This is a genomic window from Paenibacillus doosanensis (assembly GCF_025060755.1).
Classification (GTDB): Bacteria; Bacillota; Bacilli; order Paenibacillales; family NBRC-103111; genus Paenibacillus_S; species Paenibacillus_S doosanensis.
Genome location: NZ_JANYUY010000001.1, coordinates 269,513 through 290,693 on the forward strand (window position 1 = coordinate 269,513; position 21,181 = coordinate 290,693).

The window sequence follows — 21,181 nt, forward strand, 5'->3', positions numbered from 1 at the left end:
CTATGAATGCAATATACCAGACTTGTCATTACTATTCTTTACGCATACAAGCTCTGCACGAGAGAAGCTACGGTAGCTTCCTCCGCCACGTAATCGACGGTAAGACCGGCTTCCCGCGCCGTCTGCGCCGTCATCGGGCCGATACAGGCGATCCGGCATGACTGCAGCAGCTCAAGCGGCTTCTCCGCCCCCAGCTCGCGCAGCGCCAGCAGCAAATTCGTCACGGTCGAAGAGCTCGTAAACGTTATAATATGAAGCGCCTTCTGCTGAAGCAGATCGATCACCTCGGCCCCTCCGCCCGTATCCAGCACCGTTTCGTAGACGTCGACTTCGGTCACGTCCATTCCGAGCTGCTTCAGCCGCTCGGGAATATACGCTTTAGCGATGTCTGCGGTAGGAAGCAGGACGCGCTGCCCCGGCATCAGCTCTTGTTCGATCGATTCCAGCAGCACGTCGCCCTGAAACTTCGCAGGCAGCAGATCGACCAACAAGCCTCTGCGTTCCAGCGCTTCGGCCGTCTTCGGGCCGACGGCGGCGATCCGGGCTTGATACAGCGTGCGGATATCGATCCGCTTCTGCTGCAGCCGTTCGAAGAAATAATCGACGCCGTTGACGCTGGTAAATAGCACCCATTCGAACTCCGGCAAGCGCTCCAGCGCCGCATCCAGCGCAGCTCTCGCTTCCTCGCTGGAAGGGGGCTGGGTGCGAATGACCGGGAACTCCACCGCTTCGCCGCCCAGCTCCTCGATTTGCTGAACGAGCTCGCTCGCTTGGCTGCGCGCGCGAGTTACCAGAATGCGCCGGCCGAACAGCGGCTTCTTCTCGAACCAGGCGAGCTTCTCGCGAAGCTTGACCACTTCGCCGACAATGATGACGGCCGGCGATTGAAAATTGGCCGCGCGCACCTTGTCCACGATATCCGTCAACGTTCCCGTCAGCGTCGCCTGCTCCATCCAGGTTCCCCAGCGGATTAACGCTACCGGAGTGACGGCGGACTTGCCTCCGCGGATCAGCTGGCTGCAAATAAACTCCAAATTGGCCACGCCCATAAGAAAAATCAGCGTTCCCGACGCCTGGGCCAGATTGTCCCAGTTGACGCTGCTGTATGTTTTGTTCGGGTATTCATGCCCCGTAACGATAGAGAATGAAGAAGTAAAGTCGCGATGCGTAACCGGAATTCCCGCATAGGCGGGAACGGCGATCGCCGAGGTGATGCCCGGCACAATTTCGAAGCCGATGCCGTTATCCGCAAGCAGTTCCGCTTCTTCGCCCACGCGGCCGAATACGCTCGGATCGCCGCCCTTCAGACGGGTGACTACTTTGCCCTGAAGCGCCAGATCGACAAGCAGCTGATTGATTTCGCCTTGCTTCATCATATGCTTGTCCGGCAGCTTGCCGACAAAGATTTTCTCTGCGCCCGGCTTCATATGCTTCAGCAGCCTAGGACTGGCCAGACGGTCGTATACGACGACGTCGGCCCGCTGAATCGCCTCCAGCCCGCGCAGCGTAATGAGCTTCGGGTCACCGGGACCTGCTCCTACGAGATAGACGACGCCTTTACTCACCTCTGCTCAACCCCTCACCATGGCCAATATGTCAACAGCGCCTTGACGGATCAGCGTATCCGCCAGTTGGCTTCCCAGCTTATCCGGGTCCGTGCCGGTCATTGTTTCCTTAAGCATTTGCTTGCCGTCCGGCGTGCCCACCATCCCGGTCAGCGTAATGACCGGATTGCCGCCTTCGTCGCCGAGGCTGGCGTAAGCGCCGATCGGCACTTGACAGCCGCCGTTCAGCCTGCCGAGGAAGCTCCGTTCCGCCGCTACGGCCAGCGCCGTCGGCTCGTGGTTGAAGTGCTTCAAAAGCTCAAGCACGAACTCGTCGTTGCCGCGGCATTCGACGCACAGCGCTCCTTGCCCGACAGCGGGCAAGCTAAGCTCGGTCGGCAAGTACTCGCTGATGCGGTCCTGCCAGCCGGTCCGGTGCAAGCCGGCGGCCGCGAGCAAAATCGCATCGAAACCTTCGGATTCGAGCTTCTTCAATCTCGAATCGATATTGCCGCGGATCGACTCGATCTGAAGATCCGCGCGGTAATTTTGCAGCTGGCACGAGCGGCGCAGGCTGCTGGTGCCTACCTTCGCTCCTTGCGGGAGCTCGTCCAGCGTCACCCCGCCGCTCGTGATTAAGCAGTCCCGCGGGTCCTCGCGGTGCGGTACGGCGCCGACGACCAGTCCTTCCGGCAGCTCGGCCGGCATATCCTTCATGCTGTGCACGGCCATATCGATCTCGCCGTCGAACAGCGCCTGCTCGATTTCTTTGACGAACAGCCCTTTTCCGCCGACTTTGGATAAGGTGACGTCAAGAATCCGGTCTCCTTTGGTGACGATTTTTTTCAGCTCAAATTCGCACTCGATGCCTAGCTTTTGGCACAGCTCGCGCAGTTGTTCCACAACCTGCCCCGTTTGCGTCAGCGCTAATGCGCTCTGCCTTGTACCTACGACGATTTTTCGCATGCGGTCAGCTCCTCAACTTTGAAATTATTCTATGTACTCCCGAATCGTGCGCCCTATGGCATCCATGCCTTGTGCAGTCGGTTCCAGACCGATCCTCTCCAGCAGCTCCGCCTTAGCCCTTTCGTCGAATCGTCCCGAACGAATCCAGGACAGCAGTTCCCATTCCAGCATTCGCTTGAACAGCTCTTGGCGGCGCTGCGTATCCGGCACGACCGATTGAATCAAGACGCGCAGCTCCTGCAGCACATCCAGATACTGCTCGTATTCCTCGCCGAATGCCTGCTCCAGCTCCCGCTTCACCTTCTTGGCGACGGCCGGGCTGGCTCCGGCGGTCGACACGGCAATCAGCAGCTTGCCGCGGCGCACCGACGCCGGGACGATGAATCCGCTCCGTACGGCGTCGTCGGCTACATTAACCAGCTTGCCCTGCTGCTCCGCTTCCAAACGTACCGCCTTATTGACATCCGGCCGGTCGGTAGCGGCAAATATAAGATAAGCGCTCCGAATACACGACATTAACGGCCGGTAAGGCTCCGCTATGAGCCGGAGCTTCCCTTCTTGCTGCCATTGCCTGAGGCGGCTCGTCGCCTCGGGACTTACGACCGTCACCGCGGCCCCAGCTTCCAGCAGCGCCTGCGCTTTGCGCTCCGCTACCGCACCACCGCCTACGATGACGCAAGGCTTGTCCGCTATATTGATCATTAAAGGATAATAGTTCGGTTCTTTCCCGGACACCGGCTTCCCCCGTCCTTCGCGCTTTGCTTCTTGCCAGAGGCCTTACATTACGACCATTGATGGAATGAAGAGTAAAAATTCGCAAAGACAAAATTGAGCGCCATAATAAAGAAGGCGGCCAAATTCCACAGCGCCAGCTTATACCCCGGTGTCTTGAGCAGCAGCCGTTGAAATAAATAAAAAATATAAGCAAGCAGAACAAACCATGAGTTAATCACCTTCGGGTCGAAGAACAGCGTCAAATCATGCTGCAGTGAAATCCAGACGACGCCTAGCGACATGCCGAACAGCAGAAGCGGCGTTCCGATCACTACCGATACGAAGGAATAGTAGTCCGTCTTGTCCAGACTCGGCAGCCGCTGCATCAGCTTGGTCCATTTCTTTTCTTTGAGCTGGCGGTGCAGAAACAAATACATGCCCGAAAACACGGCCGCTACGACGAAAGCGACGTAACTGGCAAGCGAGAAGCTGATATGGATGAACAGCACCTCATCGTTAATGTTCCAGGAAGCGAGCGTCGGCGATACCTTCGGATTGCTGAAAAAATTCAACGCCAGCACGGTAAAGCCGATGACATTGACGATAAAAACAAACAGCTCGATACGAAAAAAACGGTTCACTACGAGCGAGACCGTCACTAAAAGCCAGGATAGCATAAACAGCGTTTCAAACATGGAAAATGCGGTCGAACGGTCATGCCACACTAGGTTAACGACTAGATAGACCGTTTGCAGAATCCAAACAAAAGAAAGCAACCCTGTCCCCATCCGTTTTGCGCTTCGGTTCGGACCGACAAAGTCCGAGAAGTAAAACAGCAGGCTCAGGGCGTATATATATATTGTGGCATCGTACAACCAGCTTTTCGTGACCATGGCACCTCTCCCAACTACGTTTTGGCCAAGGCATCGGCAGGCTTCATGGAAACCTTCGTTAACAGCTCATCCTTCCAACGCTCGTGCGTTTCGCTCAGCTCCTGCTGGCGGGCGGCCTGCTCGGTACGCTCCTGCTCTGCCAATTGCTCTTCCAGCGCGAATATTTTGGTGAAATACTCCAGCGCTTCGTCCCCATGGCGTTCGGCAGCCATTTCTTTAATCCGGTTGACAGGATCGCGCAGCATTTGATTGACGATGCTTTTCGTCAGCTTGCGAATGACCTTCAGCTCCCGCTCGTCCAAATCCGGCAGCTTCTTCAGGAGGCTGTCCATCGTCTCCTCGTGAATCGAGCTCGCCTTCGTCTGCAGCGCCTGAATGAGCGGTCTCACACCCAGCGTGCGCGTCCATTGGTCGAATGCGGCCATTTCGTCCACAATCATGTCCTCGATCACCAGCGCGGCCTTGCGGCGTTCCTGCAGATGATTGTTAACGATCGACTGCAAATTGTCGATGTCATACAAAAATACGTTCGGCAGCTCGCCGATGGCCGAATCCAGATCGCGCGGAACGGCGATGTCGATCATAAACAGCGGGCGCGAACGCCGCTTCTGCAGTACGGCCGCTACCTGCTCTTTGGTCAGCACGATATCCGCAGAGCCGGTAGAGCTGATGACGATATCGACTTCTTCCAAATAAACGAGCAGCTTGTCCATGGAGCCCGCCACTCCTTCAAACTTGCCTGCCAGCTCCTGCGCTCGGCTCAAGGTACGGTTGACGACGATGACCTTATCCGCGCCGTTGGCGTACAAATGTTTGACCGTCAGCTCGCTCATCTTCCCGGCCCCGATGATCATCACCTTCTTGTGATCGTAGTTGCCGAAGATCCGTTTGCCCAGCTCGACCGCCGCGTAGCTGACGGAGACGGGGTTTTCTCCGATCCCGGTCTCCGTATGCGCGCGCTTGGCGAGCGTAACCGACTGCTTGAACAGCGTGTTAAACAGAATGCCCGTCGTCTTGCACTGCTGCGCCAGCAAAAAGGCGTCGCGGATTTGGCCTAAAATTTGCGTTTCCCCGATAACCATCGAATCCAGACCGCTGGTAACCCGGAATAAATGCTCGATCGCTTTTTCATTCTCGTAAATGTACAAGTGCTTATTGAATTCCTCGCGCGGTACGCCGAACCATTTCTCGATAAATCCGCGAAGGTAATGGCCGCACAAATGTTCCCGATCGACAACCACATATAACTCCGTACGGTTACAGGTGCCCACTATGACACATTCCATGATGCTTTTCGTCTCTTTGAGCTCGCTCAGCGCCACTTCAAGATCTCCGTCGGCAAAAGTAAATTTTTCGCGGATCGAAACCGGCGCCGTACGATAATTCAAGCCCGCCACAACGATATGCATGGGTGTCCACCTGCCTTCCTCTTCGTAATCTAGAAACCATTATAGCATATATTGCCGATGGCTCCGACAAATTTTTTGTATAATATGTGAAAGCGGCGCTGCGCAAACCGACACTATTTCCCTTATTTTCTGCTTTTTCTCGCGGCTTTATACGGACATTTGCCAAAAGTGGCAGCGGATTATTGCAGCAGCTTTTTGCGCAGCAGCTCGACGATCGCTTTGTCGTCTTTTTGCAGCCTTTGGTTTTGCGAGGAGACGATCTCGTCGCGGGATGACAGCAGCTTACCGTAAGCGTCGTACAGATCATCGAACAGCTTGCGGGCATCCGTCAGCGTCTGCGCTTCATCGGCCTTCAGCGGCCTCTGTCCGCCGATTTGCAAACGGATCACATATTGCATAAGCTGAGATAGTCCGCCAAGCGGGCTCAGCTCCGATTCGCCGAAGGCGAGCACCAGATGCTGGTGGGTGAAATCGGCGGTATAAATCGCCTGTCTGAGCGGACTCAGCCCCTCCGTATCCTGCACCTTCTCTATGTCGTGCAAATAACTGCTGAGCAGTTCCATCTGGAACAGCGAGACCTGATATAGCAGCTTGCCCGCATCCTGCTTCTCGGAGCGGCTCCCTATCATTGCCGTGATTTGATAGAGCGGCCACACAATAAGCACAGCGACGATCAAATATAATGTAAGCTTCCGTTTCCATCTCATATGTAATCCCCCCACATACAAGCTTTACTTGTTCATTGTATGGGGGGATCTTAAAACAAATAACCACGGATTACTCCGCGGTTATCTTTTCTCATAGCGAGTTTATTATTTTGTCAATGAAACCTGCTGGATATCCGGCGTTTCAACTTGCAGTTCACCCATACCACGAACCAATTTCTTGGCATGGATCGTCTCCGGTTTTAGCACGGAAACCATGTAATCAATAGCGAGCGCGGGATCTACCGTTTCGCCACATGTATAGCAATCCAATGCGGCAAAACCTTTCTCAGGATACGTATGAATGGAGAGATGACTTTCCGACAATAATACTAGCACCGTGGCACCTTGTGGTTCAAACTGTTTGGATTGTACCGACATCACTGTCGCTCCGCATGCCTCTGCAGCTTCCACCATTTGCGCTTGTAACCATTCTGCATTGTTGAGAAGATCAAAATCGACTCCCCAAGTATCAACAGCAACGTGTCTTCCGAAAGTAGAATATTCCACTTTTCGGTCCCCCTTCCTAGGAATAAAATGTTTGAAAATTTCATCCGCTAGGACCTACGTCATTCACTTCTCGAGGGAATAATCTCTCGCAACATTCAATGTCCTGAGTGAATCCTGGTTCCTATTTTGTTTTCAACGAAAATAAAAATAACATCTATTCGGCAGAAAAGCAATACTTTTTTTTGCCATTTGCCTATTTTCTTTGCTCCGACTCGCACATTGACTAAGATATGTCATAGACTCGTCTCAGGTGTACGGAAAAAGCACCGTTTTGGCGCGAAAAACAAAAAAACTTTCCCGGAAATGGCCCGGGAAAGTCAGAATCTTATATAATTACGCTTCAAGTACGAACAATCGATGCGTCAACTGGTATAAACGATCGTCGATTTGTTCGCGTACGGCAGGGTCCCCCATGTCGTTTCTCAAATCGAGCATTTGATTGATCTGAATTTTAATAGATTGAATTTCTTGTTCCACTCCATCCTTGCGGAACAGGCGCTCAAGCATGCCGGCCGTGTCCTTGTATTCGTAAATCACTCGGTCCGACTGACCTTTGCGTTCTACAATTTTGACGACGGAGCCGTGCTCATACTCGTAAATCATCGTATACGTTTCGTAAATGCGATGAACGGTTGCGCTTCCTTTGAACGTGGAAACGGCTTTTCTCATGGTATTAACCAGATTCTTGTCCGTAATACTGCAGGTACCGCGGCAAACATACGTGTTCAATTCGCGTTCGAACGGCAGGACGATTTCTTTCCCCGATTCGTTATCGAGCAGTACCAGCTCCTGATTCCCGTTTTCAAGCACTTTGACCTGTAAGGAGGCTTGATGATCGACAAACAGCTGAATAAACATGGCCATCTCGGCTTCCGTTAACTGTAGGCAGGTTTTGACGTATTGGGTCGCTAACCTCTTTGCCATAAAAATCCCTCGATTCTTTGTTTTCGAAACATAAAGCCAATCAATATTCTCTTGTTCTATATACATTATACTACATAAATATTTAATATTCCTGCCGCCAATCCAGCTAATTTCGTTAAAATTCAGAAAAAACTGCTTTCTGACCGGAACGATTCCACTTTTTCATATAAATCCCTCTGTTTCCCTTGGCAGTTTATACATTTCCCTTGCCGGCGCGCCGACGGCAAAAACCTGACGGAGCATTCACCGTCAGGTTCTTTTGACATACCTATATTACCCGCTTGCAGTCCGAATTTAAGGCGCCGGGGACATTGCCGATCACGATCAACCTTCCTCGGATTGTTCAGCCGGCTCTATTGTACCGGCAAACGCCTCTCCCTCTGCGGCCGGCTCTTCCGCCGTCTGATCGGCCCCCCAGCCGATCTGCTGCTCGATCAGCTGCCACAAATCGTCCTTGCCGACTCCAAGCTCGGAGGAAAACAGCACGAGCCTGTCGCTCTTCTCCATTTGCAGCGTTTCCTTAACGATCTTCACATGCTTCTGCCATTGTCCTTTGGAAATTTTATCAGCCTTGGTCGTCACGACGCAAAACGGCACGCCGTTATGCTTCAGCCAAGCGAACATCGCCTGGTCGTCCTTGGACGGAGGATGGCGCAGATCGATAACAAGCAGCACGAGCTTCAGATATTCTCTGTGCAGCAAATATTCCTCGATAAATTTGCCCCAAATCTCCCGTTTGGACTTGGATACTTGTGCATAGCCGTAACCCGGCAAATCGACGAAAAATAAGTCCTGATTAATTTTATAATAATTCAACTGCTGGGTTTTACCGGGCTTGGAGCTTGTCCTCGCCAAGTTTTTGCGCTGGATCATCCGATTGATCAGTGATGACTTCCCCACATTCGAACGCCCTGCCAGAGCAATCTCCGGCAAGGCGTCTGGAGGATACTGACTCGGACCAACCGCGCTGATAATAAATTCAGCTTGATTGACCTTCATAATCGCTGTCACTCTTCCTTAACTATAGAGGCCGCAGCCTCCTATTTATACCCCGACGGGTTTGACCAACGCATGCTCAAGCACTTCGTCCATGTGAGACACCGGAATAAAGGTGAGCTCGCGGCGTACGCTTTCGGGGATTTCGTCAATATCTTTCTCATTGTCCTTAGGAATAATCACTTTGCGAATGCCGGCGCGATGTGCGGCAAGGCTCTTCTCCTTGAGTCCGCCGATCGGCAGCACGCGGCCGCGCAGCGTAATCTCCCCCGTCATCGCTACCTCGCGGGATACCGGAATGTTCGTCAGCGCGGAGATCAGCGCCGTTGCCATCGTAATACCCGCAGAAGGTCCGTCCTTCGGAATTGCGCCTTCCGGAATGTGGATATGAATATCCACCTTTTCATGAAAATCTGGAGCTATTTGCAGCTGCTCGACTCGCGAGCGCGTATAACTGAATGCAGCCTGCGCGGATTCCTTCATCACGTCGCCCAGCTTGCCCGTAAGCGTCAGCTTGCCGCCTCCCGGCATGACGGTTACTTCGATGACCAGCGTATCGCCGCCGACCTCGGTCCACGCAAGGCCGGTCACCGCGCCGATCTGATCGAACTCCTCGGCGACGCCGAAGCGGAATTTCGGTGGCCCGAGGAACTCCTTGATACTATCAAAGTCGACATGAATATTGCTTTCCCCGGAAACGACCTGTTTGGCCGCTTTCCGGCACACTGCGGATATTTGCTGCTCCAGATTCCGTACTCCCGCTTCCCTCGTATACTCGCGGATAATGCGCATCAGCGCCTGATCCTCAATTACGAGCTGATCCTCCTGCAAGCCGTGATCCTTTTGCTGCTTCGGCAGCAAATAATTGCGTCCGATATGCAGCTTCTCGATCTCGGTGTAGCCCGGAATATACAGCACTTCCATCCGGTCCAGCAGCGGTCGCGGAATATTGTGCACCACATTCGCCGTCGTCACGAACATGACGTTCGACAGATCGAACGGAACCTCGATATAGTGATCGCTGAACGTGCTGTTTTGCTCGGGATCGAGCACTTCGAGCAGCGCCGAGGCAGGGTCGCCGCGGAAGTCCATCGCCATTTTATCGATCTCGTCGAGCAGGAATACCGGATTCGATGAACCGGCGTTTTTCATCCCTTGAATAATCCTGCCGGGCATTGCCCCGACATACGTGCGCCGATGGCCGCGAATTTCCGCCTCGTCGCGCACGCCGCCGAGCGAGATGCGGATGAATTCCCGCTTCAGAGAGCGGGCGATCGAACGGGCGATCGAGGTTTTGCCGACCCCCGGAGGCCCTACAAGGCAAAGAATCGGCCCCTTCATCTTCTTGACCAGCTGCTGCACCGCCAAATATTCGAGCACGCGCTCTTTCGGCTTTTCGAGACCGTAATGATCCTCGTTCAATATTTCTTCGGCGCGGTTAATGTCGAGGTCATCCTCCGTAAAGGTAGACCACGGCAAGCCGAGCAGCCAATCGATGTAGTTGCGGATGACGCCGCCTTCGGCGGAGGTCGCCGGCATTTTCTCCAGGCGGTCGATCTCCTTCTCGATCTTCTCCTTCACCTTCTCCGGCACTTCGGTCTCCGCCAGCTGCGCCCGCAGCTCCTCGACTTCGCCGGCGCGGCCTTCCTTATCGCCCAGCTCCTTCTGGATCGCCTTCATCTGCTCGCGAAGATAGTATTCCTTCTGGGTCTTCTCCATTTGCTTCTTGACGCGCTGGCTAATCTTGCGCTCCAGCTCCAGCACTTCGCGCTCGTTATTCAAAATGCTGAGCAGCTTCTCCAGCCGGTCCTTCACGTCAATCGTCTCAAGAATTTCCTGTTTGTCTTTAATCTTTAAGGATAAATGACTGCAAATCACGTCGGCCAGCCGCCCTGGCTCATCGATGTCGGACACGGCGGCCAGCGTCTCCGGCGTTACTTTTTTAGACAGATTGATATAATGCTCGAACTGGCTCAGTACGGTGCGCATAAGCGCATCGATCTCCGGGTCGGAGTTTTCCTGCTCGGGAAGCTCCTTCACCTGAACCTCGTAATACTCTTCGTTGGCCAGAAATTCGTTAATTTCCGCCCGTACGACCCCCTCGACAAGCACTCTTATCGTTCCGTTGGGAAGCTTCAACATTTGCCTTACTTTAGCAATCGTTCCGATGCGATATATATCTTCCGTGGTAGGTTCTTCAATGTTGACTTCCGATTGCGAGCAAAGAAGTATCATGCTGTCGTCCACCATCGACTTTTCCAGTGCTCTGACTGACTTTTCTCTGCCGACGTCCAAATGCAGCACCATGCTCGGATATACGAGCAAGCCGCGCAAAGGAAGCAAGGGCAAACGCCGCACCTTCGATTTGTTCGGTCCCATCCTGGAGCACCTCCTAAAGAACTTTGCTTCAGCAAAGTTGACTTTCGCAAGCACAGCTCGTCATAGCGATTCTTGCTTAGCCAGCATTACCCATTGCTGTAGTTAACATTTTAGCAAAATTGATATGAAAACACCAATCGGCATGTCAACTTTTATCGCACCGCAAAAAAAGAAGAGCTGAAGGATAGTATGTCACTCCAGCCCATCGGCATGCAATACCGTTACAGAAGGGGGCGCCAGCAAATCCTGCTGCATTCCCGGATTCTCGGCCTGTACGGACAGCTCGATCCCGAGCGCATGATGCAGCACCTCTTCTACCGATTCCACCGGGATCACTTCGAGTCCGTTTAGCCCGGCGAAAATTTCCTGCCAGTTTTCCTTCGGTATGATCACCTTGGTCGCTCCCGCCTGGAACGCGGCCTCCACCTTGGCGACAACGCCGCCGACCGGCTTCACTTTGCCGTGAATGCCGACTTCCCCCGTCATGGCGATATGGTTATCGACTGGAATTTGCTTAATGGCCGAAGCGATTGCCGTCGCCATCGAAACTCCAGCCGAAGGTCCGTCAATCGGCGTACCGCCCGGAAAGTTAATGTGCAAATCGTAATTATAAGGATTGATCCCCAGTCTGCGCAGAACGGTGAATACATTTTCGACCGAACCGCGCGCCATGCTCTTGCGGCGAATCGTCCGGGCGCCGCCTCCCATCTCTTCCTCGTCGACGACCCCGGTGATCGTGAAATGGCCCGTTCCCGGCTGGACGACGGGGATCGCGGTAACTTCGATCTCCAGCAGCGTGCCCAGATTCGGTCCGTAGACGGCAAGTCCGTTCACAAACCCGATCTCCGGCTTCAAGCCGATTTTGCGTTCCGGTCTCGGAGGAATTTGCGAGCTGTTGACGACCCATTCGACGTCGGACACCGAAATTTCCTTTCGTCCGTCCGTAAGCGCCATTCCGGCGGCCAATTGCACGATATTGACCGCTTCCCGTCCGTTGGTCGCATGTCTTTTCACTACGTCGATCGCCGCCGCATTATCCGGAAAGCCGATTTTCTTCAATGCGTTATCGGCGATTTGGCCGATTTCATCCGGGAGCAGCGGGCGGAAATAAATTTCCATACAGCGCGAGCGGATCGCCGGCGGCAGCTCATGCGGACTGCGCGTCGTCGCCCCTACCAGACGGAAATCGGCAGGCAGGCCATGCTGGAAAATATCATGAATATATCCTGGAATGTTCATATCCTCGGAATTGTAATATGCGCTCTCCAAAAACACTTTGCGGTCCTCAAGCACCTTTAATAATTTATTCATTTGATGCGGATGTAATTCGCCGATTTCGTCAATAAACAGAATCCCGCCGTGAGCCTTCGTTACCGCTCCGGCCTTCGGCTGCGGAATGCCCGCCACACCCATTGCGCCAGCCCCTTGATAGATCGGATCGTGCACCGAGCCGATCAGAGGGTCGGCGATTCCTCGTTCATCGAAGCGCGCCGTCGTGGCGTCCACCTCGGTAAACTTGGCGTCCTGGCGAAACGGCGAATCGGCGTTTTTCTTTGCTTCTTCCAGCACGACGCGAGCCGCGGCGGTTTTGCCGACGCCCGGAGGGCCGTAGACGATTACATGCTGCGGATTGGCTCCGCACAGCGCCGCCTTCAGCGCGCGCAAACCTTCCTTTTGCCCGACGATATCGCCCATCGTGGACGGTCTCGTTTTCTCGGCAAGCGGTTTATTTAAAGAAATGGAGCGCAGCTTCCTCAGCTTCTCCAGCTCTTTCTTGGATTCTTTATCTACAGCGCTGCGGTTCGATTGCTGATTGCGCAGCAAGTTCCAAAAGTACATACCGATAACTACGGCAAAAAACAGTTGGATAATCATCAAAATAACACTGATATTCATTAGGTACCCCTCCTAATCGTTTTTTAACCGGCAAAAAATTCTTCATACGTTGTCGGTTTATGTTAACGCCGGCGCTTGCGAAGAAATGGTTTCGCTTGACACGAGCAGATGTTTCGCATACTTGGTAGTATTCCCCTGTTAAGGGCGGGTTAATCCGCACTTGAGAAAGTTTTCTGGGTAGTATGAGATGGGCTCGCTTGAGAAAGATAATGAAGATGTGTTTTAGATCTTTTTATCGTTATTAAGGAGTGGGAACCTATGCGGCGTCTTTTCATCGGAGTTTGCTTGTTTTCCGCCATGTTATTTATACCGCCCCAGACGCTTGAAGCCAATCCGAATCCGTCTCCCGTCAGCGAAAATCCGATCGTAACGGATGTCGACGTATTGATCGACGTGGGTCATGGAGGGGTGGACAGCGGCACGACTTACGGGGAATTGCTCGAAAAGGACATCAATCTGCAAATGGCCAAACTGACGTATCAGGCTCTTCGTAAAAAAGGCTATAACGTTCTGGTCAACCGGGTGGACGATTACGCTCTGAGCGGCGAAAACCGCTGGTTTCGCTCCCGTTCCCGACATCTCAAAGATTTGGCTCAGCGCAGCCATCTTGCCAACGAAATTCACCCGCGCGCCGTCATTAGCCTGCATGTCAACTGGGCCGCGCGAAGCAGCAAAACGGGCCCCATCGTCCTCCATCAAAAGTCGGATGAAAGCAAACGGTTAGCCCATTGCCTCCAGTCTTCGCTGAATCAGCTGTATGGTACGAACGAAGAGATGGTGTACGGAAAAACCTTTTATTTGCTCAAACATGTGCAAGTGCCCGCCGTCATTGTGGAAATGGGCTTTATCTCCAATGATCGGGACCGGACGCAGATGACCCAGCCGAAAAAACAGCGGAAATTGGCTGAATCCATTGCCGCAGGCGTCATTCAGTTTCTGGAGCATCCTGCGGAGCACTAAGCATCCTTGGCGCATTGTATAGAAGCGGCAGTCGGCCCGAGAATCCCTGCCGTGCCGCTCTTTCATTGCACAAACAGCCGGTCCTATTGGACCAGCTGAGATACTTTCACAAATTGGGCTCTTTGCTGCAGCGAAGGAACGGACTCTTTAAGAACGGACGCGGTGTACTTGCCGGGAGGGCCGACATGGCCGATAACGACAGTGGTATCGTGGCCGTCCACATATTTTTGCACTTTCAAAGCTTGCTTCGCAATATGGTCGCGCGTGTATACATCGTCCATAAAAATATTATTTTCCAATGTCCTCACGCCCACTTCTTTGGCGGTCTGCTGAACGACGCTTTTGGAAGTGGTCTTGCTGTCCAAATAAAACAGATGCTTCTCTTTGCACACTTCCAATACAATACGCATGACCCGCGGATCGGCGGTCACTTTGGAGCCCATATGATTGTTGATTCCAACGGCAAAAGGGACTTCCTCAATCGCCGCCAGCATTCTTCGCCGAATCTCGTCGTCGGACAAATCCGTTGTAATTGCCCCAGGACCAAGCCAACTCTTCTTCCCCTTTACCGGCTCCATCGGCATATGGAGCAGCACGTCATGCCCCAGCTGATGCGCCCACTCCGCATCCCGCTTGGTCGTCGGCAGAAACGGCATCACCGCCACTGTAAAAGGAATCGGCAGCTCCATCATTTCCTTCGTGCCCGCCATGTCGTTGCCCATATCGTCAATGACGACGGCAATTTTTTTCTGGACTGCCGCCGGGGGAGACCCTTCAGCCGGCTCACCTTCCGCTCGGATCGCCCCGTTCGGTCCAAGCAGCAAACAAATCGCCATAAAATACATAACAATCCACTTCACAGTTGCATTCATGTTTTCGTTTCCTCCTGAGTATTAATGAAGCTTTTTCCTACGTACGACAACTACAACTACATGCTCCCCTTGTTATTTGTAAGCTGCGGTAAACTTATGCATCATTTGGAAAAACGAAATGCAAAAACGAATCCCTCCAACCACCGATCGGTTGAAATCCGGGGAGAACCAATCCCCCAAAAGTGAAGTGATGCTCTGAAGCTTATTCCGTCCGCATCCAGCCTAAGCTGGATCGGCGTCTAACCCTTCCTCTGGGATCGTTCTATGGGTAGACTTTCCTTTCGGGGGAGCCCCCCGGATATCCACAGGATATTGCCTTGCCGCGCATCATTTCCTAAACAACAAAAAAGCAACGCCTCCTGAAATGGAAGCATTGCTTTTTTAACATTGCTATGTTTAAGCGTTTTGCGCCGTATGATGCTTTCTGCCCGGAATTTCCCCGGTTCTTTCATAATGCTCGACGATCGTATCGATCTCGCGCTTCAGCTCCGCCAGCAGATTGGCTTCAGGAACTTTACGGATCATTTCTCCATAACGGAACAGCAGTCCTTCGCCACGGGCTCCGGCAATGCCGATATCGGCTTCCCTTGCTTCGCCCGGTCCGTTAACGGCGCAGCCGAGCACCGACACTTTAATAGGCACTTTGATTTTGGAAATGTATTCCTCTACCTCGTTGGCGATGGAGAACAAATCGATGTCGAGACGGCCGCAAGTCGGGCAAGAAACCAACGTAGCGGCATTCGTGATCAATCCGAACGTTTTCAGCAGCTCGCGAGCCACTTTGATTTCTTCTACCGGATCGGCGCTGAGCGAAATACGCAGCGTCGATCCAAGGCCCATGCTAAGCAGCGCCCCGATTCCCGCCGAACTTTTGACCGTTCCGGAAAACAACGTTCCGGCTTCGGTAATGCCAAGATGAAGCGGATAACGAAACGCTTCGGCCGCTTTCGTGTATGCAGCGATCGCCATCGGCACGTCGGATGCCTTCAGCGAAACGATAATATCGCGGAAATCAAGCTCTTCCAAAATATTGATATGATACAGGGCGCTCTCCACCATCGCTTCGGGAGTCGGATAACCGTACTTCTCCAACAAATGGTTTTCCAGCGAACCGGCATTAACCCCAATGCGAATCGGAATCCCGCGCTCTTTGCATGCCTTCACTACCGCTTCTACCTTCTCGCGGCGCCCGATATTGCCGGGATTAATACGCACCTTATCGATTCCGTTCTCGATGGCCATCAGCGCCAGACGGTAGTCAAAGTGAATGTCGGCAACAAGAGGAATTTTGATTTGTTTCTTGATATCTTTAATAGCTTCGGCGGCTTCCTTATTGTTGACGGTCACACGGACCAACTGGCAGCCGGCTTCTTCAAGACGGTGGATTTCGGCAACGGTCGCTTTTACGTCGGCGGTCTTGGTCGTACACATGCTTTGCATAATGACTTCGTTGCTTCCGCCGATCGTCAGGTCCCCCACTTTAACGGGGACGGTTTCCGTTCTGTGAAACATGTAGCGATCTCTCCCATGATACCAAACATCCTCCGCTCCGAAACGCCGCCTGCCCAGGCTTCGTCACGGATTGGAGGAACGTAGTGGTTAATGAATGACTAAATCGAAAGCCTCAAGTCTCCGGCAAGCTGATCGCAATCAGAATCGCGGCCGGCTCTTAAGCGCTCTCTTCTTTTTTCTTCACGGCGTTGTCGCCGCTGGCCGTAATTTCCGGCGCGATCTTCGCTTGAATGACATCTTTGGTCACGACGCAAGTAGAGTTTTCTGTCCGCGAAGGAGCCTCGTACATGACATCCAGCATAACGCTCTCGATGATCGCTCTTAAGCCGCGGGCGCCGGTATTGCGCTTGATCGCTTCGCGCGCGATTTCTTCGAGCGCTTCCGCGTTGAACTCAAGGTTCACGTTATCCATCTCAAGCATTTTTTGATATTGCTTGACAAGAGCGTTTTTCGGCTCGGTCAAAATGCGAACCAAAGCGGCCTCATCCAGCGGTTCCAGGGTCGAAATAACCGGCAAGCGGCCTACGAACTCGGGAATCAGACCGAATTTAAGCAAGTCCTCAGGCAATACCATGGACAAATATTCTCCCGGCTTCAAGTCGGCCTTATGTCCGTCCGTACCGAAACCGATCACCTTTTTACCTATTCTGCGCTTAATGATTTGCTCCAGACCGTCAAAGGCTCCGCCGCAAATAAACAGAATGTTGGTTGTGTCGATCTGGATAAATTCTTGATGCGGATGCTTGCGTCCTCCTTGCGGAGGAACGGAAGCGACCGTACCTTCCAAAATCTTCAGCAACGCTTGCTGTACGCCTTCCCCGGATACGTCGCGGGTAATGGACGGATTCTCGGATTTGCGCGCTACTTTATCGATCTCGTCGATATAAATGATGCCGCGCTCGGCTTTCTCCACATCGTAATCGGCGGCCTGAATAAGCTTCAGCAAAATGTTCTCTACGTCTTCGCCCACATAGCCGGCTTCCGTCAAAGAAGTAGCGTCGGCAATAGCGAAAGGCACGTTGAGGATTTTGGCGAGCGTTTGCGCAAGCAGCGTTTTACCGCTGCCCGTAGGCCCGAGCAGCACGATATTCGATTTTTGCAGCTCCACTTCTTCTAGCTTGCTTTGCTGCGAATTGATCCGCTTATAATGGTTGTAAACGGCGACGGACAGCGATTTTTTCGCTTGGTCTTGACCGATTACGTATTGGTCCAATATAGCGCGGATTTCCTTCGGCTTCGGAACATCCTTGAGGTCGAGCTCCTCTTCATGCCCCAATTCTTCCTCAACGATTTCGGTACAGAGTTCGATACATTCGTCGCATATATAGACGCCAGGTCCTGCAACCAGCTTGCGAACCTGCTCTTGGGATTTGCCGCAGAACGAGCACTTCAGCTGTCCTTTTTCATCGTTAAATTTAAACATGGGATCACTCCTTATCCATTCAATTCGTTACGAGTGATAACCGCATCGATAAGCCCGTATTCCTTGGCTTCTTCAGCGCTCATGAAATTGTCGCGGTCCGTATCCCGCTCGATTTTCTCCAGCGGTTGTCCGGTGCGTTCCACATAAATTTGATTCAGCTTTTGCTTGGTTTTAATAATCCAATCCGCATGAATCTTAATGTCGGAAGCCTGGCCTCTCACGCCGCCCAAAGGCTGATGGATCATCACTTCGCTGTTCGGAAGGGCAAAGCGTTTGCCTTTTGCGCCCGCAGTGAGCAGCAAGGAACCCATGCTTGCCGCCATTCCGACGCAAATGGTGGAAACGTCGGGCTTAATGAACTGCATCGTATCGTATATCCCCATTCCAGCAGTCACCGAACCGCCCGGAGAGTTGATGTATAGAGAAATATCTTTCTCGGAATCCTGCGCGGACAAGAACAGCAGCTGCGCAATGACGAGGTTGGCAACATCATCGTCAATGGCACTGCCGATAAAGATAATGCGGTCCTTCAATAGGCGGGAATAAATGTCGTACGAGCGCTCCCCGCGTCCTTCTTGCTCAACAACCATAGGTATCAGACCCATTGTTCCAACCCCTTTGCTCCAAAGTGACTTGCAAAATACATTGTAACACGTTTAAAAGCATTTCGCTAATTCCCCCCGCCTGCCCGCTCAAGCCATTGGGGGAAGCGAGCGCCTTGGGCGCCGGAAAGCAGCGTCCTTCATGCGTCATACGCATGATGGTAAAGAAAACCTCTATGTATTTTCGGCCTTGCGATATGTAGTTTGAAGCAGCCCGCTGCCGGCTTGCGATCCGCCTTCACTTCCCTCAGCCTTAAACGGCAGGGTCGGATCCGGACGCTTGGCGTTTGCTGTCTATCGCCGACGCAAAGCGTGTCCAACTACAGCTGGACGTTAGATCAAGCCGAACTTTAAAAGCCTGCACGGCTGCGGAGCAACCGGCGCCTATAGAGAAAGGCACGCATAGGGACACGTGCCTTTACTACTTATGAGGTACGGGAATCGCTTATTTGCTGTTAGCCAGCAAGAAATCCACCGTTTTCTTCACTACAAGATCATGGCTCAGATCGGCCAGACTGCCGTTAGCCGCCAAAATCGCGCGGAGTTCTTCCGCAGAGCGTTGGTACATTTTCGCCATATTTTCCAGTTCGGCGTTAACTTCCTCTTCGGAGGCTTCGATGTTCTCGGCTTTGGCAACAGCTTCAAGCACAAGATTGTTCAGGACGCGCTTCTCGGCGTCACCTTGCATTTGCTCTTTCAGCGTGTCTTGGCTTTGGCCTGTGAACTGGAAGTACAATTCAAGGTTCATACCTTGAGTGCGCAAACGGTTTTCAAATTCCTTCACCATTTGCTCCGTTTCGTTCTCGATCATGACAGGAGGAATTTCAACTTTTGCCGCGGCCGCTACTTTTTCGACAACTTCCGCTTCTTTTTTGCGTTGAATTTCGCTTTCCTTGCGCTCTTTCAATTTGCTTTCCAAATCTTGCTTGTATTCTTCCAGCGTTTCGAATTCGCTCACGTCTTTAGCAAACTCGTCGTCCAGCGCAGGCAAGTTTTTGCGTTTGATTTCGTGCAAATGAATTTTGAAAACGGCTTCTTTGCCTTTCAGTTCTTCGGAGTGGTAGTTTTCAGGGAAAGTAACGGTAACGTCTTTGTCCTCTCCGATATTTACGCCAACCACTTGCTCCTCGAAACCGGGGATGAAGCTGCCGGAGCCAAGCTCAAGGGAATACTTTTCGGCTTTGCCGCCTTCGAAAGGAACTCCGTCGACGGATCCTTCGAAATCGATGGAAACGACGTCGCCGTCTTGCGCTGCGCCTTCTTCAACCGGCACCAGCTCGGCATGACGTTTTTGCAGTCTTTCCAGTTCTTCGTTTACTTCCTCCGGAGTTACTTCAGCGCTTTGCGCTTCCAGCTCGATGCCTTTGTATTCGCCTAGCTCGACTTCAGGCTTTACGATGACTTTCGCTTTGAATTTCAACGTTTGGCCTTTGCCGAATTGCTCAACGTCCACTTCAGGACGATCGACAGGAGTAATGCCGGTTTCTGTTACCGCTTCAATGTAAGCTTCAGGCACAACGATATCAAGAGCTTCTTGATACAGGCTTTCAACGCCAAATTTAGCTTCAAAGATAGGACGAGGAACTTTCCCTTTGCGGAAGCCCGGAACATTTACTTTGCTGACAACTTTTTTGAATGCTTTGTCCAGTGCGGCGGCCACCTGTTCCGCTTCCACTTCAACGTCAAGAACTCCTACGTTCTTCTCTATTTTTTCCCAGCTTGCTTTCATTTTATGCTTTCCCCTCCAAAAATTATCCATCGCAATTTTCACGTTCTGACGAATGAAGGCCCGAATGCTTGTCCCCGATCGTCAATATAACCATTCTATTATAACATATACCTTCCGCATTTCAAGTTTCGGTTCGCCGAAAATAATTCAATCCGCCAATTTGCCGGAAAATACGGCCGCCGCAAACTGCTGCATGACGCGATAGGCCTGCTCCCATTGAAACACGAGATCGTTCGTTACGCCATACAGCTCAAATATTTCATCCTTGTCGCCGCTGTCGAACAGCCGCTCCAGCAGCACCAGATGCAGCGCTGCGGCCCAGGCGTCCACACTGTCCCGCTCCATTCTCAGCAGCTGCCGGTACTGTGCCGTACCGTACACATAGGCGAGAAATTCATTCCACGTCTCCTGCGCAAAATAAGCGAGCGCCGGATGATTGGTATGGCTCATTTCCTGAATACGATCCCTGATTTCGTTAATATGCGACGGAAACTGATCGAAATCTGCCGGCGTCTCTTCGACATCCGCAAGCACGATTTCGCCATTTTTCGCCAAGCGGACCGTGCCCGTCATCCCTCTGAGCTTGAGGGTCTGCAGCGTTTTGTATTGAATCAGCGGATGCAGCTCTTCCGAAGAGAGCCAACGGCTGAGCCTGCCATTAATGTCGGGATGCTCCAGGTATGCAAGCTGATCCAGCGCCAGCAGCTGATTGTCCACCGAATCGGCGCTCGTCAGCCGCTCCAGCAGCCGGAGCGCATAGCCGCTGTCCTCGCGTTCCCTCTCGGCCATACGCTCGCGGAACAAATCGGCCTCGGTCAGCTCGGGCTCGTCCTCTCCTGCTTCCGCAGGCAGCGCGGAGTCGGGAAACATTGTCTGCAGCCACTGCAGCAGCGCTTGCCATTCTTCCCGGACGCGCTCCTCGCGGCTTTGACAGGCAAGCAAAAAACGGAGCAGCTGGATCGCTTCCCCGTATCGTTCCGTCTCCAGCATCCGCGTCAATTCAAACTGGTAAAACTCAACGGTCTTCGGGAATAATATGACGTTATCACTTAATTTATCGGTCAAAAGCGCACCACCTAACTGACTTCCGGGCAAAAACCTCGGGCTCGAATTCATCGCCTTCGCCTGCTCCCATCATTGCTCGGCAG

At 52.7% G+C, this 21,181-nt stretch carries 18 protein-coding genes; 1 reads left to right on the forward strand and 17 read right to left on the reverse strand.

Annotated elements, in window-relative coordinates:
* Positions 1-38: 38 nt before the first annotated feature.
* From cobA to lonB, 11 genes are all read right to left on the reverse strand, one after another.
* The gene (cobA, locus tag N0M98_RS01215; protein WP_259616699.1) at positions 39-1,565 is read right to left on the reverse strand and encodes a uroporphyrinogen-III C-methyltransferase; all 1,527 of its coding nucleotides are present in this window, start codon (positions 1,563-1,565) and stop codon (positions 39-41) included.
* Between the two features lie 6 nt (positions 1,566-1,571).
* The gene (gene hemC / locus N0M98_RS01220; protein ID WP_259616700.1) at positions 1,572-2,510 is read right to left on the reverse strand and encodes a hydroxymethylbilane synthase; all 939 of its coding nucleotides are present in this window, start codon (positions 2,508-2,510) and stop codon (positions 1,572-1,574) included.
* A gap of 24 nt (positions 2,511-2,534) precedes the next feature.
* Entirely contained in the window at positions 2,535-3,245 is a 711-nt protein-coding gene (locus N0M98_RS01225; protein WP_259616701.1) for a precorrin-2 dehydrogenase/sirohydrochlorin ferrochelatase family protein, read from the reverse strand.
* 47 nt (positions 3,246-3,292) lie between these two features.
* Positions 3,293-4,117, reverse strand: coding sequence for a cytochrome C assembly family protein (locus N0M98_RS01230; protein ID WP_249862236.1), 825 nt, complete (start codon positions 4,115-4,117; stop codon positions 3,293-3,295).
* Between the two features lie 14 nt (positions 4,118-4,131).
* Positions 4,132-5,526 (reverse strand): glutamyl-tRNA reductase, encoded by a 1,395-nt coding sequence (hemA, locus tag N0M98_RS01235; protein WP_259616702.1) that lies wholly within the window; start codon positions 5,524-5,526, stop codon positions 4,132-4,134.
* Positions 5,527-5,705: 179 nt separating this feature from the next.
* The gene (locus N0M98_RS01240) at positions 5,706-6,233 is read right to left on the reverse strand and encodes an S-adenosylmethionine decarboxylase (RefSeq protein ID WP_249862234.1); all 528 of its coding nucleotides are present in this window, start codon (positions 6,231-6,233) and stop codon (positions 5,706-5,708) included.
* A 105-nt stretch (positions 6,234-6,338) separates the two neighbouring features.
* A complete protein-coding gene (gene speD, locus N0M98_RS01245) occupies positions 6,339-6,740 on the reverse strand; it encodes an adenosylmethionine decarboxylase (protein WP_249862233.1) in 402 nt (133 codons plus the stop codon).
* 333 nt (positions 6,741-7,073) lie between these two features.
* Positions 7,074-7,664, reverse strand: coding sequence for a non-ribosomal peptide synthetase module (locus N0M98_RS01250; protein WP_259616703.1), 591 nt, complete (start codon positions 7,662-7,664; stop codon positions 7,074-7,076).
* Between the two features lie 324 nt (positions 7,665-7,988).
* Positions 7,989-8,663, reverse strand: coding sequence for a ribosome biogenesis GTP-binding protein YihA/YsxC (gene yihA, locus N0M98_RS01255; protein WP_259616704.1), 675 nt, complete (start codon positions 8,661-8,663; stop codon positions 7,989-7,991).
* 45 nt (positions 8,664-8,708) lie between these two features.
* Positions 8,709-11,039, reverse strand: coding sequence for an endopeptidase La (gene lon, locus N0M98_RS01260; protein ID WP_259616705.1), 2,331 nt, complete (start codon positions 11,037-11,039; stop codon positions 8,709-8,711).
* Between the two features lie 192 nt (positions 11,040-11,231).
* Entirely contained in the window at positions 11,232-12,935 is a 1,704-nt protein-coding gene (lonB, locus tag N0M98_RS01265; RefSeq protein WP_259616706.1) for an ATP-dependent protease LonB, read from the reverse strand.
* Between the two features lie 258 nt (positions 12,936-13,193).
* Here lonB and N0M98_RS01270 point away from each other — a divergent pair, with 258 nt between their 5' ends.
* Positions 13,194-13,895, forward strand: a complete 702-nt coding sequence (locus N0M98_RS01270; RefSeq protein WP_259616707.1) for an N-acetylmuramoyl-L-alanine amidase family protein — start codon at positions 13,194-13,196, stop codon at positions 13,893-13,895.
* A gap of 83 nt (positions 13,896-13,978) precedes the next feature.
* Here the strand turns inward: N0M98_RS01270 and N0M98_RS01275 are convergent, their stop codons facing one another.
* The 6 genes from N0M98_RS01275 to N0M98_RS01300 all read right to left on the reverse strand — a co-directional run bounded on the left by N0M98_RS01275 (position 13,979) and on the right by N0M98_RS01300 (position 21,098).
* Positions 13,979-14,767, reverse strand: a complete 789-nt coding sequence (locus tag N0M98_RS01275) for a divergent polysaccharide deacetylase family protein (RefSeq protein WP_249862227.1) — start codon at positions 14,765-14,767, stop codon at positions 13,979-13,981.
* Between the two features lie 396 nt (positions 14,768-15,163).
* Positions 15,164-16,279 carry a flavodoxin-dependent (E)-4-hydroxy-3-methylbut-2-enyl-diphosphate synthase gene (gene ispG, locus N0M98_RS01280; RefSeq protein WP_249862226.1) on the reverse strand — a complete coding sequence of 372 codons (1,116 nt, stop codon included), beginning with the start codon at positions 16,277-16,279 and terminating at the stop codon, positions 15,164-15,166.
* A gap of 157 nt (positions 16,280-16,436) precedes the next feature.
* Complete coding sequence (gene clpX, locus N0M98_RS01285) at positions 16,437-17,702, reverse strand: ATP-dependent protease ATP-binding subunit ClpX (protein WP_249862225.1); 1,266 nt, start codon at positions 17,700-17,702, stop codon at positions 16,437-16,439.
* An 11-nt stretch (positions 17,703-17,713) separates the two neighbouring features.
* Positions 17,714-18,307 carry an ATP-dependent Clp endopeptidase proteolytic subunit ClpP gene (clpP, locus tag N0M98_RS01290; protein WP_239627635.1) on the reverse strand — a complete coding sequence of 198 codons (594 nt, stop codon included), beginning with the start codon at positions 18,305-18,307 and terminating at the stop codon, positions 17,714-17,716.
* A gap of 442 nt (positions 18,308-18,749) precedes the next feature.
* A complete protein-coding gene (tig, locus tag N0M98_RS01295; RefSeq protein ID WP_249866488.1) occupies positions 18,750-20,033 on the reverse strand; it encodes a trigger factor in 1,284 nt (427 codons plus the stop codon).
* 147 nt (positions 20,034-20,180) lie between these two features.
* On the reverse strand, positions 20,181-21,098 hold the full coding sequence (locus N0M98_RS01300; protein ID WP_259616708.1) for a hypothetical protein: 918 nt from the start codon (positions 21,096-21,098) through the stop codon (positions 20,181-20,183).
* Positions 21,099-21,181 lie beyond the last annotated feature (83 nt).

Coding starts and splice junctions, on each gene's coding strand:
- hemC (WP_259616700.1), bottom strand. CDS start 2,510: ATGCGAAAAATCGTCGTAGGTACAAGGCAGAGCGCATTAGCGCTGACG.
- N0M98_RS01230 (WP_249862236.1), bottom strand. CDS start 4,117: ATGGTCACGAAAAGCTGGTTGTACGATGCCACAATATATATATACGCC.
- hemA (WP_259616702.1), bottom strand. CDS start 5,526: ATGCATATCGTTGTGGCGGGCTTGAATTATCGTACGGCGCCGGTTTCG.
- N0M98_RS01240 (WP_249862234.1), bottom strand. CDS start 6,233: ATGAGATGGAAACGGAAGCTTACATTATATTTGATCGTCGCTGTGCTT.
- N0M98_RS01250 (WP_259616703.1), bottom strand. CDS start 7,664: ATGGCAAAGAGGTTAGCGACCCAATACGTCAAAACCTGCCTACAGTTA.
- yihA (WP_259616704.1), bottom strand. CDS start 8,663: ATGAAGGTCAATCAAGCTGAATTTATTATCAGCGCGGTTGGTCCGAGT.
- lon (WP_259616705.1), bottom strand. CDS start 11,039: ATGGGACCGAACAAATCGAAGGTGCGGCGTTTGCCCTTGCTTCCTTTG.
- lonB (WP_259616706.1), bottom strand. CDS start 12,935: ATGAATATCAGTGTTATTTTGATGATTATCCAACTGTTTTTTGCCGTA.
- N0M98_RS01270 (WP_259616707.1), top strand. CDS start 13,194: ATGCGGCGTCTTTTCATCGGAGTTTGCTTGTTTTCCGCCATGTTATTT.
- N0M98_RS01275 (WP_249862227.1), bottom strand. CDS start 14,767: ATGAATGCAACTGTGAAGTGGATTGTTATGTATTTTATGGCGATTTGT.
- ispG (WP_249862226.1), bottom strand. CDS start 16,279: ATGTTTCACAGAACGGAAACCGTCCCCGTTAAAGTGGGGGACCTGACG.
- clpX (WP_249862225.1), bottom strand. CDS start 17,702: ATGTTTAAATTTAACGATGAAAAAGGACAGCTGAAGTGCTCGTTCTGC.
- clpP (WP_239627635.1), bottom strand. CDS start 18,307: ATGGGTCTGATACCTATGGTTGTTGAGCAAGAAGGACGCGGGGAGCGC.
- tig (WP_249866488.1), bottom strand. CDS start 20,033: ATGAAAGCAAGCTGGGAAAAAATAGAGAAGAACGTAGGAGTTCTTGAC.